The organism is Streptomyces telluris (assembly GCF_024519335.1).
Taxonomy (GTDB): Bacteria; Actinomycetota; Actinomycetes; order Streptomycetales; family Streptomycetaceae; genus Streptomyces; species Streptomyces telluris.
In genome coordinates, this window is the sequence record NZ_JANIID010000032.1 from 1 (window position 1) to 13,981 (window position 13,981).

At 70.5% G+C, this 13,981-nt stretch carries 11 protein-coding genes; 6 read left to right on the forward strand and 5 right to left on the reverse strand.

The features are described from left to right. The coding region (locus NQU55_RS28040; RefSeq protein ID WP_256791397.1) for an NmrA family NAD(P)-binding protein at window positions 1-833 on the reverse strand (833 nt) is incomplete at its 3' end. 383 nt (window positions 834-1,216) lie between these two features. On the opposite strand from NQU55_RS28040, the gene NQU55_RS28045 reads away from it, so the two are divergent. After that, entirely contained in the window at window positions 1,217-1,714 is a 498-nt protein-coding gene (locus NQU55_RS28045; protein WP_256791398.1) for a hypothetical protein, read from the forward strand. Window positions 1,715-1,745: 31 nt separating this feature from the next. Here NQU55_RS28045 and NQU55_RS28050 read toward each other — a convergent pair whose 3' ends face one another. After that, window positions 1,746-3,281, reverse strand: coding sequence for an AfsR/SARP family transcriptional regulator (locus NQU55_RS28050; protein WP_168094888.1), 1,536 nt, complete (start codon window positions 3,279-3,281; stop codon window positions 1,746-1,748). 186 nt (window positions 3,282-3,467) lie between these two features. Here NQU55_RS28050 and NQU55_RS28055 point away from each other — a divergent pair, with 186 nt between their 5' ends. Then, window positions 3,468-6,467, forward strand: a complete 3,000-nt coding sequence (locus NQU55_RS28055; RefSeq protein ID WP_168094887.1) for an AfsR/SARP family transcriptional regulator — start codon at window positions 3,468-3,470, stop codon at window positions 6,465-6,467. A 48-nt stretch (window positions 6,468-6,515) separates the two neighbouring features. Here NQU55_RS28055 and NQU55_RS28060 read toward each other — a convergent pair whose 3' ends face one another. Next, on the reverse strand, window positions 6,516-7,451 hold the full coding sequence (locus NQU55_RS28060; RefSeq protein WP_168094886.1) for a CAP domain-containing protein: 936 nt from the start codon (window positions 7,449-7,451) through the stop codon (window positions 6,516-6,518). Window positions 7,452-7,721: 270 nt separating this feature from the next. On the opposite strand from NQU55_RS28060, the gene NQU55_RS28065 reads away from it, so the two are divergent. Continuing rightward, window positions 7,722-8,273 (forward strand): hypothetical protein, encoded by a 552-nt coding sequence (locus NQU55_RS28065; protein WP_168094885.1) that lies wholly within the window; start codon window positions 7,722-7,724, stop codon window positions 8,271-8,273. 84 nt (window positions 8,274-8,357) lie between these two features. Here NQU55_RS28065 and NQU55_RS28070 read toward each other — a convergent pair whose 3' ends face one another. Further along, on the reverse strand, window positions 8,358-9,251 hold the full coding sequence (locus NQU55_RS28070) for a glycoside hydrolase family 19 protein (protein WP_256791399.1): 894 nt from the start codon (window positions 9,249-9,251) through the stop codon (window positions 8,358-8,360). Between the two features lie 436 nt (window positions 9,252-9,687). Here NQU55_RS28070 and NQU55_RS28075 point away from each other — a divergent pair, with 436 nt between their 5' ends. Continuing rightward, on the forward strand, window positions 9,688-10,110 hold the full coding sequence (locus NQU55_RS28075; RefSeq protein ID WP_168096914.1) for a cysteine/serine endopeptidase inhibitor: 423 nt from the start codon (window positions 9,688-9,690) through the stop codon (window positions 10,108-10,110). A gap of 146 nt (window positions 10,111-10,256) precedes the next feature. Here the strand turns inward: NQU55_RS28075 and NQU55_RS36925 are convergent, their stop codons facing one another. Further along, window positions 10,257-11,228 carry a helix-turn-helix transcriptional regulator gene (locus NQU55_RS36925; RefSeq protein WP_256791400.1) on the reverse strand — a complete coding sequence of 324 codons (972 nt, stop codon included), beginning with the start codon at window positions 11,226-11,228 and terminating at the stop codon, window positions 10,257-10,259. Window positions 11,229-11,541: 313 nt separating this feature from the next. Here NQU55_RS36925 and NQU55_RS28085 point away from each other — a divergent pair, with 313 nt between their 5' ends. Beyond that, the gene (locus tag NQU55_RS28085; RefSeq protein ID WP_372504828.1) at window positions 11,542-12,627 is read left to right on the forward strand and encodes an alpha/beta hydrolase; all 1,086 of its coding nucleotides are present in this window, start codon (window positions 11,542-11,544) and stop codon (window positions 12,625-12,627) included. Window positions 12,628-12,788: 161 nt separating this feature from the next. Further along, complete coding sequence (locus NQU55_RS36930; RefSeq protein ID WP_168095579.1) at window positions 12,789-13,979, forward strand: trypsin-like serine peptidase; 1,191 nt, start codon at window positions 12,789-12,791, stop codon at window positions 13,977-13,979. The last annotated feature ends 2 nt before the right edge of the window (window positions 13,980-13,981 follow it).

Sequence of the window (13,981 nt, forward strand, 5' to 3'; positions counted from 1 at the left end):
TAGCCGGCCGAACCGCTGTGGGGCGCCTGGAAGCGTTCGGCGTGCTCGGCCGCCCACTGGGCGAACGTGCGCGCCGGGCGGCCGGTCACCTTCTGGACGGTGTCGACGACGGTCGTGGAGTCGTCGCTGGGCGTGGAGTACCAGCCGATGACATATTCGGCGTCCGCCCGGGGCACACCGGTGGCCATCAGCCTGTCGAGGGCCTGTTCGTGCGTGATCGGCACGAAGGCGATGTCGCGGCGGACTTCCCGGGACAGGATGGCGATCCGTTCACGCGGGGTCAGCGATTCGGGCCCGGTGAGGTTGTAGGCACGCCCCGCATGGCCGTCGTCGAGCAGTGCGACCGCCGCCACCGCCGCTATGTCGGCCTCGTGGACGAGCGCGCTGGGAAAGTCGTACGGCTCGCGGACGATCCCCTCGTCCCGAATCGATTCGACCCAGTTCAACGTGTTGCACATGAACTCTTGTGGTTCGAGGCGCGTCCATTCCACGCCCGACTCCGCCACGGCCTGCTCGACCGGGCCCACACCACCACCCCACACCACAGTGATGCGCCGTACACCCGCACCGACCGCCCGCCGCACCAACTCGGGCCCGACCTCGGCGAGCCCCGCCGTCACAGTGATGTGCAAACGGCTGATGCCGTCGAGAGCAGCGTCCAGCTTCTCCGGGGCGGTGTGCGTGCCGACCACCAGCTCCACCCCGGCCGGAAGCCTTTCCGCGGCGCCGGCCGGGTTCCGCGTCAGCGCTCGAACGCGCTCTCCTCTGCGGACCAATTCCGCCACTACATGCCGACCCGTGTTCCCGGTGGCACCCGTAACCAATGTCGTCACAGCCGAGTTCCTTTCGTCGCTGACGACCCTAGAAGCTCAACCGCACTTGAGATCAAGAAACCCGCCCGGGCCACCGGTGTGCCCGCAGGCCCGTCGACCGGCTGCTGTTGTACGCCAGGGGGAACCGTCTTCACCGAGAAGTCCTTGTTGCACTGCGCCCCTTCAGGCAGCCACGGTCTCCCGCCCACCGTTTCGCTTCACCCGCCTCACGAACAACCGCTTCAGTCTGCTTCGCACCGAGGAGTCCCTGGTCACGGAGTTCCTCCTGGTATCCCCCATCTCACCGTTTATCGTTTGTTGAATCTCCTTTCACCGGTGCAGGACATGCTCGTGGGAGACGTTGCACCTCAATCCCTCGTCTCCGTCCCGCAGAAAGGACCGTCATGACATCCACGAGCACCAAGCGTCCTTCGGTAGCCCACCGTCTCACCGCTCTCGCGGCATCCGCGGTCGTCGCCACGGCCGGCCTGCTGTTCGCCGGCGGCACGGCGCACGCAGACATCAACCCCGAGCACACGGAAATCTGGAACGACGAACCCCTCTACGCGGACTGGCACCTGGACAACGGCCCCGCCAGGCTCATCATGCAGAAGGACGGCAACCTCGTCGTCTACGTCAACGGCAGCGCTCGCTGGGCCAGCAACACGGTCGGCTGCGGCCAGAAGGCCGTGATGCAGACGGACGGGAACCTCGTGGTCTACGCGCAGGACGGGCGCGCCTGCTGGGCCAGTGGGACCCAGCGGGGCGATCGCCCCTACCCGGTGAAGCTCTTCCTGGACTCCACCGGCACCCTGCTCATCTACGGTGACAACGGCAGACGGTGCCACAGCACGGCCCCGTACAGCATGCCCCTGCCCTGTGACGTCCTCTGGAAGTCCTGACGTCCTCCCTCCCGGCCCGACCCCCCGTCACCTATCCCCCGTCACCCGTCACCCGGTCGATCATGCTCGCCAGCGACCAGTGCGGCCGGGCGGCGAGCCGTGCCGCCGTCGTGCGCAGCAGCGCCGGGTGGTGCCGGCAGGCCTCGGCCAGGGCCCGTGCGGCGTCCGGTTCGTCCTCGACGCGTGAGGGGCCGAGGACGCGGGCGAGCAGGCCGAGCGCGTCGTCCGGGGAGAGGGCGCCCAGGGCCAGCAGCCGGGCGCCGGGCAGGAGCCCGGTGAGTGCCCGGCCGGTGACCAGGGCCCCGCACCCTTGGTGCCGGGGAACCAGCGGGCGGATGCCGTCGAGGTCCTGCACGTCGTCCAGTACGACCATGACCCGGCGACCGTCGAGCGCCGCCTGGTAGGCCGCAGCCATGGCCGTCTCCGCCTCGGGCAAATTGTCCTCGGGAATGTTGTCCTCGGGCACGTCCCCGCCGAGCGCCCGGATGAAGGCGGCGAGGACCCGGCCGGGACTCACCGGCGACGCGTGCGAACCGGTCAGGGCGGCGTAGAGCTGACCGTCGGGGTAGGCGTCGCGCAAACGGTGCGCGACGTGGACGGCGAGGGCGGACTTCCCGGTCCCGGCCGCTCCGTGGACGACCACCGGCCGCCCGGTGGCCCGGCCGCCGGGCGCCAGCGTTTCCAGGAGCAGGCCGGCTTCGGTGGTCCGCCCGGTGAAGTCACCGGTGTCGGGCGGCAGGTGGCACGGGCGGACGAGGCCGCGGGGCGGCCCGGACCGGGCAGGTCCGGCGGGGCGGCCGAGGATCTCCTGGTGCGCCCGCTCCAGTTCGGGCGCGGGATCGAGGCCGAGTTCCCCGGCCCGGTCCCGGGCCCGGTCGAGGACGGCGCAGGCCTCGTCACGCCGGCCGCTGCGGAAGAGAGCGAGGACGAGCAAGGACAGCACCTGCCCGGAGGGGTCCGGGGCGTCCGCCAGAGCGGCTATCTCCGGCAGCACCTCCGCGTGCCGGCCGCGGGCCACGTCGATGGAAAGCCGTGCCTCCAGGGCTGCCGTGCGGCTGACCGCCAGTCGCTGCCGGATCCGTCCGGCGAGCGGGCCGGGCACCCCCTCCAGAGCAGTCCCGTACCACAGGTCCAACCCTTGGGTCAGGAGTGTATGGGCACCGTCCGGATCGCCGTTCCTGCGGGCCGCCGCGGCCGCCCGCACCGCGTCGTCGAAGCGGTGCATGTCGACGGCCGCGTCCTCGACCGACAGCCGGTACCCCTCACCGGCCTGGAGCAGGACCGCACCGCCACCGGCACCGGCAGCGCCACCGGCACTGGCCGGCGAGAAGGCCGGCATCTGACGGATGCGGTAGACGTGCGTGGCCAGGATCCGCTTCGGGCGGGCCGGCCAGTGCTCGTCGTCCTCTCCCCATACGGCGTGCAGGAGCTGGGTGGCCGTCAGTGGCCTGCCTCTGGCCGCCAGCAGCGCCGCGAGGACGGCCTGCTGCTGGGGCCGCCCGGCAGGGGCCTCGGTGCCGTCCCGTCGTACGCGCAGCGGTCCCAGTGTCTGAAATCGAACCGTCACTTTTCGCCCCAAGCCGACCGTGTCACCACGGCAATCCGGACAACCGACATCCCATCACACATACGCGCTTACGCACTGACACACCTGCGTACCTACGCACTCCCTATGGAACTTAGCCCGTGAGAGAGGAAGCAAGCCATGGAGACGCACGGGAATTCCCCTGCGGGGCGTCGGCCCTCCGATGCAGTGGCACCGGCATTCCGCTTCTCTCTGCTGGGCCCGGTCCGGGCCTGGCGTGACGACGTGGAGATCCGCCTGGGCAGACCCCAGCAGTGCGAGGTGCTCGCCATCCTGCTCGGCGCCGCGCGGCGGACGGTGTCGCTGCCTCTGATCGCGGAGGGCGTCTGGGACGAGGCGGACCGGCCGTCCAGACCGGACCAGTCCGTCCGCACCCATGTGTACCGGTTGCGCGGGGTGCTGGGGCACTCCCCCGAGATGCCGCTGCTCATGACCGTCGGCGACGGCTACGCGTTGCGCGTGCCGGCCGGCGCCGTGGACACCTGGGCGTTCGAGCAGGCGGAGGCGGAGGCCAAGCGCATCCGGGCCTCGGGAGGCACGGCCGAGCAGGCGCGGGACACCCTGACGAAGGCGCTCGAACTGTGGTCGGCCGAGCCGCTGGCCGGCCTCCACGGCCCGCACGCCCGGGCGGAGCGGGACCGTCTCGACACCGTCCGGCAGTCGCTGCTGGAGGCCCGCCTGGAGCTCGATGCGCAGATCGGGGACCGGCCGGACCTGCACGCCGAGGCGGGCGACCTGGTCATCGAGTACCCGGCCAGCCAGCGGCTGCGCGGCGTCCAGATGCTCGCGCTCTACCAGGCGGGCCGGCAGGCCGAGGCGCTGAGCGCCTACGAGGACACCCGGAGGTTCCTGGACGACCGGCTGGCCCACCTCCCGCCGTCCGAGCGCAGACCGTGCGCGGAACTGCGGGAGCTGCACCAGCGCATCCTGCGCGCGGAACCCATGCCCGGGGCCGGCGCACCGGCCCACCCGGCCCTCACCGCGGACGGCGTCCCCGACGCCCACCGGCTGCCTGCCGGAATCGACGACTTCACCGGGCGGGGCGAGGCCGTCGGCACCCTCACCGGCATGCTCACGGACCCCGGCACACGAGCCATCGTGGTCTCCGCCGTCAACGGCGTCCCGGGCGTGGGCAAGACCGCCCTCGCCGTCCACGCGGCGCGACAGGTCACGGAACGCTTCCCGGACGGATGCCTGTACGCGGATCTGCGCGCCGCCGACCACGAGCCCCTGACTGCGCAAGCGGTCCTGGCGTCGTTCCTGCGCATCCTCGGCACGGCCGACGGCGCGATCCCCGCCGACGGCGACGAGCGCCTCGCCCTCTACCGCTCGCTGATGGCGGAACGCCGGTTCCTGGTGCTGCTCGACAACGCCGCCTCCGACGACCAGGTACAACCGCTGGTGCCCGGGTCGGGGGCCAGCGCCGTCCTGGTGACCAGCCGCGCCCGGCTGACCGGACTGACCGGGGCGCAGCACCTGCGGCTCGACGTGATGCCTCCCGGGGAAGCGCTGGAGCTGCTGGGCCGCATCGTGGGTGAGCGCCGCTGCGCGGCCGAGCCCGAGGCGGCCGCGGCCGTGGTGACGGCGTGCGGCCGGCTTCCGCTGGCCATCCGGGTCGTCGCCTCACGCCTGGCCGCGGAGCCGGGTACGCCCCTCTCGGGCATGGTGCGCCGACTGGCCGACGAACACCGCAGGCTGAGCGAGCTGTCCACCGGCGAACTCGCCGTCGAAGCCACCTTCGAGCTCTCGTACTCCAAGCTGTCGCCCGAACAGGGCCGTGCCTTCCGGCTGTTGTCGGCCGTGGAGGCGCCGGACCTCGGCCTGCACTGCGCCGCGGCGCTCCTCGGCCGGGACCCGCAGACCACCGAGGACCTCCTCGAGTCCCTGGTCGACCTCAATCTCGTGGAGTCCCGGCGGATGGGCCGGTACCACTTCCACGACCTGGTGCGGGTCTTCGCACGGGCCAGGAACGCCCGTGACGGTTCCCCCGCCGAGACGTCCGGGGCCTTCGCCCGGCTGCTGGACTTCTGCCTGGCCACCGCACGTGCCGCGGACGCGACCTCGCACTCCGTCGACCCCACGGAGCGCCGGCTCATCGACGTGCCGGTGACCGCGACCGGCCTCCGCTTCCGCGACGCGCAGGCGGCGACCGACTGGATGCACGAGGAGATACCCGTCCAGCAGGCGCTGATCGACCGCGCCTGTGCGGACGAGTCCCTGCCGCTGGCCCAGGCAACCGACCTCGTGGACAAGCTGAACAACGTGCTGCCCGGCACCGCCCACCAGACCGGTGTGATCGCCCAGGCCGGGCGCGTCGCCGCGGTGGCAGCGGCGCGCGGCGACCGGACGTCCGAAGCCCTCGCCCGCTACGTGTGCGGCAACGCCCTGTGGCACACGAACGCCTTCGCCGAAGCCGAATCCGAGCTACGCCGCTCGATCGCGCTGTGCGACGACACGAGCGAGACGGGGGACGCGGGCGACACAGGCGAAACAGGTGATACAGGCGATACGAGCGATACGGGCAACGCGCGGTTGCGCGGCTGGGCCCACCTCACGCTGTGCGCCGGCGCGCGTGTCCGCGGCCGGACCGACGAGGCGGTCGAGCACGGCGAGGCCGCCGTACGGCTCTTCCGTTCCTCGCGCGCCGGGACAGCCGAGGGCACCGCACTGGGCGAGCTGGCCTTCAACTACGCCCGGCAGGAGCGGCTCGCCGAGGCACGCACCGCAGCCGAGCAGGGCGCGCGCCTGGTGGGCCGGGAGCCGTCGGTGTCCAAGGCGATCGGCCTGTACTACCTGGCCCGCGTGCTGCGACTGTGCGACGACGTGGACGAGGCGCTCCACCGCGCCCAAGAGGCGCTGGAGCTGTTCCGTTCCCTCAACGTGCCGGCTTTCCAAGCAGCCACCGGCGCCCTGATCGCCGACCTCCACGTCCAGGCCGGCCGGCACCGTCTGGCGGCGGAAGTCGCCGATACCTTCCTGCCCGTGGCCCGAACGACGAGCGGCATACTCGAGGCGAGCCTGCTGCGGGCCCTCGCCCGCGGCCTGGACCACCTCGGCCAGCGCGCCAGGGCCCGCACCTGCCTCGAAGCCGCGCTCGGGCTGTTCGAACAGCATCAGGCGCACGCGGACGCCGGCCAGACGCGCGCGCTCCTCACGGATCTCCGGTGAGGACGGGCACGCCCGGGGCTCGGCACATCACAAAACGGGATGCGGCGGTCAGCCGACGAAGTCCTGTGCCCACCAGTAGGTGCCGTTCCCGTCGATCGTCACGCCGACGCCGGTGTACTTGTGCTGGTCGTTCAGGATGTTCTGCTCGTGCAGCGGCTCCTTGATCCAGGCGTCGACCACCGACCGGGCGTCCTTCCAGAACCCGCGGGCGCCCGCAGCGTTCTCGGCGACCTCGCTGAACGGGCGCGAGTAGCCGTACTTGCGGAGCGAGCCCATCAGGTCGAGGTAGTGGCCCTGCTGCTGCCGCCGGGCCTGCTCGTCGGCCTCGTCCTGGGCGGCGCGCTCGACGACCGGGTCGTACTGGAGCCGCGCCTTGCCGTGCTGCGCGCGGTAGTCGTTGACGAGGTCGAAGACCTGGCGCTGCAGCGACTTGGAGTCCGGGTTCGGGTTCGGGTTCCCGCCGCCGCTGCCGGAGAACTTCCAGACCTGGGACGCGGTGTAGTTGCAGGTGTAGATCTGGACCGGGGTGCCGTCGTCGGTGTTGCCGCCGCGCACGTCCAGGCACTTGTTGGACTGCGGGTTGATCAGGACGTCACCCTGGTAGCGCACCCACTTCTGGGCACCCGAGCCGTTGCAGTCCCACAGCTGGACGGGGGTCCCGTCGGCGGTGCCGCTGGACGCGACGTCCAGGCACTTGCCGAACGCGGTCATCGTGGCACCGATCTCACCGGGCTGCTCGACGTACATCCACTGCTGGGACTCCGTGCCGTTGCAGCCGTAGAGCTGGACCGGGGTGCCGCTGTCACGGACACCACCGCGGACGTCCAGACACTTGCCGGCAAGCCCGACGACCGGACCGGCCTGCGCGGCCGCCTGCGCCGGTGCCGGCAGGGCGGTGAGGCCGACCGCGGCCAGGGCAAGGGCACCCCATATGTGGGACGTCTTGAGCAACTTGATGGGCGACTTCTTGGTCGACGTCTGCATGGGTACCGTTTCCTCATTCCTCAAGTGACCCCGGGACGCGGTGCGCCCGGGGTGTTTACTGGGGTGTTTACTTCGGGGAGGCTAGGAACCGGCGATCAACAAACGGTCGACGCCCTGAAGCGGGCGACGTCGCCGGCTGTGGTGACGGTGGAGCGGCTCACTGGCATGGGAGTCATTCCGCAGGCTGACGTGCGTTCCCCCCTGCAGGGGAAAGGGGAGCCCTGCCGCAGGCCGACGACCGTTCACCGCAGATCGTCAAGACTGACGGGCATGACGACGACCAGGCCCGAGCCCTGCGTGACATCTCCGCAAGGCACAGAGCGTCCCGTCCCGAGATGGGCGGACATCACCGCGCACGCGATCCCGCTTCTGCTGCTGCCACAGTGCCTGTGGCGCCTGCCCTACGCCTTCGACTTCAACATGGGGATGATCGATCCGAACGCACCGGAGTGGGTGTGGTGGGCCGTCCCGTACGTGTTCGGACTCAGCATCGTCTCGGAGGCATTGGGGCTGCTCTCCTTCGGCCTGGTGCGAGGATGGGGCGAGGCGGTGCCCCGCCGGCTGCCGGTCATCGGAGGGAAGCGCATTCCGCCCTTCGCAGCCATCGTCCCCGCCGCGCTCGGCGGCCTGGGCGCGACTGCCTTCTGGGCACCCACGCTGCTGCACTGGCTCCACGTCCCCGGCTTCGACGGACTGGGGTTCTCCAACATCTGGTGGGAGATCCTGGCGAAGGTCTGCATCACCCCAGGCGTGTTGTGGGGCCCTCTCCTGCTGGCACTGACCTACGCCTACTACGTACGCCGCTGTCGCCCCTCGCGCTGACCGAACGTCGGAGCTTCCACATTCCACTGGTGTTCGCAAAAGGGTGGCATCGCGAGCCGGCCCGTCAGCCGCATTCCCCAAGGCTCAGCAGTAGAGGTTGTCGCCCGGAGCCACACCCAGTATCTGGGCGAACCGCTGGTAGCTGTTCACCCGGCTCTGCACCTGGGCGGGGTTGCGGCCGTCACACTCCACGGCGCCGTTGATGCTGCGGATGGTCTGCCCGAATCCACGGCTGTTGACCATCGCGTCGTGCGGCGTCATGGTGCCGGGGCCGCGCTGGGTGTTCCAGTACCACAGGGCGGTCTTCCAGGAGACGGCCGCGTCGGTCTGGACGAGCGACGGATTGTTCAGCAGGTTGATTCCGAGGGCGTCGCCCGCCGCCTTGTAGTTGAAGTTCCAGCTGAGCTGGAGCGGACCGCGGCCGTAATAGGCGGCCTGACCGGCCGGGCAGCCGTAGGGCTGATTCCGGTCGCAGTAGTGGGGGTAGTTGGCGGTGTTCTGCTCCACGATGTGGACCAGACCCCCGGTCTCGTGGTCGACGTTGGCCAGGAAGGCCGCGGCCTCCTGCCGCTTGACCTGGTCACTGCCGGTGCCGGCGAATCCCGGGTACGCGGCCAGCGCCGAGATCAGCCCGTTGTACGTGTAGAAGGAGTTCCGGCCCGGGAACATCTGCTGGAACTGTGTCTCCGTCACGGGGAACTTTCCGTTCCCCGGGTTCCCGCCGCCCTGACAGGTGTACGGGTCCCAGTACCACGTGCTGATGAGCGGGTCGTAGCCGGGATTGTCGTGCTCGGCGATGTAGTACTTCCCGTCCGTGTACCGGACGACCGTGTTCGCCGGATACCAGGTACCCGCCGTCCAGTTGGGCGCGTTGTCGCACGGACCGGCGGCACTCGCCGTGCCGGACGGCACGACGAGGATCGCACCGACCAGAGCCAGTACGGACAGCAGCAAGGTGACGAAGCGGTTTGTTCTCACGGCGGCTCCCACAGGGTCGGATCGCGGAGGTGACACTCGCTTGCTCAAAGCGCGACGGGCCGGCGGTAGGCGCTGCGGCCGTCGCCCTTGCGCAGTGAATAACTCTTCAACTTCGTTGTCAACGGCATGCATCATGGGCGGCCAAACCAGGTGCATTTGGCACCCGGTTCCGGACAACTGCCGCTGCAGGGACTTGCGTCGGCGTCGTCCTGCATGGCATTCATGGACCGAAAGCCGGACACGCGCCGAAGAAATGCCGCTGTCCTTGGACTTCCCTTGGACTTCCCTTGCACTTCCCTGGGACTTCTCTGGGACTTCTCTGGGACTTCCTGACCGGCGAGTCGTGACGGCTCTGTCATGCCGGTTTCCGGGGTGCACGCTCCACGCGTCCGTGGAGTACATCCGCCCACCATTACCCCTGAACGAGGAGAGAACCATGCGTGGAAGCAGAGCTGCGCGCTCCGCCGCCGTCGTTCTGGCCGCCGCGGCCACTGGAATTGCCGTCGCCGCGGGACCGGCGGCCGCCGACGTTCCGATCGGCCAGTCGATGAACGGCAAGATGACCTACTACACCGACCAGGGATTCGGCGCCTGCGGGACGGCCATCGACGCGAACTCCCAGGACCTGGTCGCAGTCTCGCCCGCGTGGTGGACCTCCGCCAACCCCAACAACGACCCTCTCTGTAAGGGCATATCGATCGAGGTCAGCTACAACGGCAAGACCATCAGGGTTCCGGTCAGGGACAAGTGCCTCTCCTGCGACCGCACCCACATCGACCTCGGCCGGCCGGCCTTCCAGAAGCTGGCGCCGCTCGACCGGGGCGTGGTCAACGGCATCACCTGGAAGTTCGTGCGCTGAACCCGGGCCTGTTGCCCTCCTTGCTGAGCCCCATGCCCGTTGAGCGCCGTGCCTGTTGAGCCCCGTGCCCCGCTGAGCTCCGTGCCCTGCTGAACCCGTGTCCCGCGGATCCGACCGTCACGGGGCACGGCCACGGAGGACGCGAGTCAGAGCCAGCCGCGCCGAGCCGCCTGGACGCCTGCCTGGAAGCGGGTCGTGGCGCCCAGCCGGGTCAGCAGTGCCGAGACCCGGCGCACGACGGTGCGGCGGCCCAGGCCCAGGCGCCTGGCGATCGCGTCGTCCGTGGCACCGCTGGCCATGAGTGTGAGGATCTGCCGGTCGCGGGTGTCGAGCTGCGGGCCGATGCCCGCCGCCGACACCGGAACGGCCAGCTTCCACAGGGACTCGAACACCTTGGACAGCGTCTGGAACAGGCCGGAAGGGCGGACGAGGAGGGAGACGAGACCCGGGTGGTCGTCGGCGACGACGGTGACCACCGCGAGGTCGGCGTCACGGATGGCGAGTTTGATGGGCGGGTCGTCCAGGGCCCGCGCCTGCTCGCCGGCGTCGATCATGCGCGCCATGTTGGGCCCCGCGACCGGGTCGGCGAACGCGGTGCCGTGGTAGATGGTGCGGTAGACGACTCCGGCGGCCATGCGCTCGCGCTGGATCGCCTCCTGCTCCAGGTAGTGGTCGGGCGTCCCGGAGTACGGCGGGACGTCGATGACCCGCAGCTCCTGGCGTGCTGCCAGCTGCAGCTGCCGGCTGATCATGAGCAGGCGCACGGGGTCCTCGACGACCTCCAGAGCACCGTAGTGACCGGCTTCCCGCCGGGCGAAGCGGTAGAGCTGCTCCAGCTCCGTACCCGCCCGGCGCAGGGTCGCCCGCAGCGCCGCGTCGCGCTGCAGCAGCACCTCGACGACCTGCGTGGGCGGCAACGCCTCCCAGAGAGCCTCCCCGGCAGCGGAGCCCGTCGCCATGACGATGTTCTCGGTGGCGAGTTCCTCCAGCACCGCGGTGACGGCCGACTCGCTCAGACCGGACCGGGCCGCCAGCCGCCCCAGGGGCTCGCCCGGATGACCGACCAGGGACCGGTAGACCCGTCCGCGGTCGGAGGCCGGGTCCAACACGTCGTGCACGACTCTCCCCTCGCCGTACTCGAACGCCGGGCATCCCGACCACCGAACCTTACAGCGGGAGTGGCACACCTGCGCCAGTGGCCCAAGTAGGCCGCCTTCTCGTATGGCGCGGGGCCGGTCGCTGCGATGAGATTCCCGATGTCCGGCCGAACCACTGTTCCCCGACACCCGGCCCACCGCGAGGACTCCGATGAGATCAGTCCTGCCCTCTTCCTTCCTGCCTTCCCGGCTCCTGCCGTCCCGGCCTTCCCGGCTCCTGCCTTCCCGGCTCCTGCCGTCCCGGCCTTCCTTCCTCCGCCTTCCGCTGCCGCGCGTGCGGAGAGCGGCGGATGCCATGGCCGCCGCCGTCGCCGCAGTTGCCGTCGCGGTTCTCGTTCTGGTGGGCCTGCCGCTGCCCGCCGCCCACGCCGCCGAGGCCCCGGCCCCGCCCCCGATGCACGACGGCTTCGGCCTCACCCTGACGGGCCCGGTCACCGGCACGGCCACCAACTTCGTCGTCACGGTGACCACACCCCAGGTCGCCGGGGAGCACCGCATCCGCATCCTGCTGCCGCGCGACTACACGACCGAGACCACCCGCCGTTACCCGGTCCTGTACTTCCTGCACGGCGCCTCCGACGACCCCGGCAACCCGAACCTGGCCTACCCCGCCCTCACCGCCGCCCAGTCGATGATCACCGTCATCCCCGACGGCGGCCGCCGCGGCTGGTACGCCGACTGGCGCGACCAGGACACCGCCGCCGGCGCCCAGAACTGGGAGACCTTCCACATCAGCCAGGTCATCCCCTTCATCGACGCCAACCTCCGCACTCTCACCGGCAAGCAGCACCGCGCCGTCGCCGGCCTGTCCATGGGCGGCTTCGGCGCCCTCCACTACGCCCAGCGCCACCCGGGCCTCTTCAGCCAGGTCGCCTCGCTCTCCGGCGCCACCGACCTCTCCGCCAACCACCTCGTCATGCGCGGAGCCGTCGTCGCCACCCTCACCAACGTCGGTACCGCGCTGTGCGGTTCCAGCGGCCCCAATTGCTCCCTCGACTTCGGGCCCACGGTCTCCAGCGACGCGATCTTCGGTTCCCCGTACCCGATCCTCAACGCCGACCGGCTCTGGAACGAGGCCGACCCGTCCTCCCACATGGACCGTCTGGAGGGCATGGGCGTCGCGCTCTACACCGGTGACGGCAAGGGCAACCCCGCCGAACCGGAGTTCTGGGTCAGGTCGGCGGCGCAGCACGCCAAGGACGGTCTGGACCGGCTCGGCCACCCGTACCACTACGTCGACTACGGCAACGGCTCCGGCTGGGGCGAAGCATGCGACGGCGGCCACAACTACGGCTGCTGGGCGCAGGACCTCGTCGACTACGTACCGCGCCTGGAAGCGGCCTTCGCCTCGGCCGCCTGACCCGCCCGCACGGCCACCCCGGATCCTCGGATCCCCGGAATCCCGGAATCCTCCGGACTCCCTGGAACCCTTCGAAGGGAAAGACGATGTCCCTCGGGAAATGGTCACCACGTACGAGATGGTCACGACGTACGAGATGGTCACGACGTACGAGAACGAGCGTGCTCGGCGCGCTCGGGCTGATGGCCGCGCTGCTCGCGACGGCACCGCCCGCCAGTGCCGACGTGCCGGCGTTCGAGCTGCGTCCGCTGGTCCCGGCCGGCGCGGACTACGAGCAGCGTCTCAGGGCCGAGGTCGAGTACTGGACCCTGGACAAGATGGCCGCCGCCGGCCTCAACCACGAGGACCGGGACGCGTCCCCGCCGCCGGGAGGCTGGGACGACCTCAGCAAACCGTGGCCGCGGAAGGCCGGGCTGATCTCCCGCACCGCCGGCAAGATCTTCATGGAGACCAAGGACCTGGACAACGGTGCCGTCGCCCGGACCTCGTGCTCCGGCAACGTGGTGACCAGTGCCAACGAAAGCACCGTACTCACCGCTGCGCACTGTGTGCGCATCCACACCCCCTTCGGTCTGGGATGGGGGAACACGGTCGTCACCAACATGGTCTTCGTACCGGGGTTCAACGGAGCGAACCTGCCGCGCGGCACCACCAGCACCGCACTTCCCGGCAAGGACATCGCGCCGTACGGGGTCTGGGGCGTGACGCGCGAGTTCTTCACCAAGACCTGGAGTGAGAGCGCCGACTGGCTGCTCGGGCACGACATGGCCGCGATCCTGGTGGACAACCCCGACGAACCGCGGCCGATCGCCCAGGTCACCGGCGCACAGCAGATCGCCTTCGACCAGCCTCAGCGCCAACAGCACCATGTGTTCGGCTACCCCACCATCAACGAGCGCAACTACTACCGTCCCGGCAACGTCTCCTCCGGCCTCCAGCGCACCTTCGACGGCCGCTCCCTGATGGTGGCGCAGGGCACCTCGTGGGCCGACCCGGTCTACTACAGCGACGTGATGCGCGGCGCGCTGTCGCCGGGGACCAGCGGCGGCCCCCTGCTGGCCGGCTTCGACCCCGCCACCGGCGAGGGCGTCCAGGTCGGAGTGTTCTCCCGCTACGACGATCCGGGGCAGATCATCGGCATCGTCGGCTGGCTGCAGGGGCCCAACATGAGCTCCACCCACCTGGGTGCCGAGGAGCGGGCCGTCTACGACTTCGCCCAGTCCGCCGACCCGGCGGGCGGCCCGTCGGCGGCCGGCGCGCGCACGGCCTCCGCGGGCAGCTCCTCCACGGGCACGTCCTCCGCGCACAAGACCGCGCCCGCAGGCGCCGCGCCCCGCGGCACGAAGGGGTGACG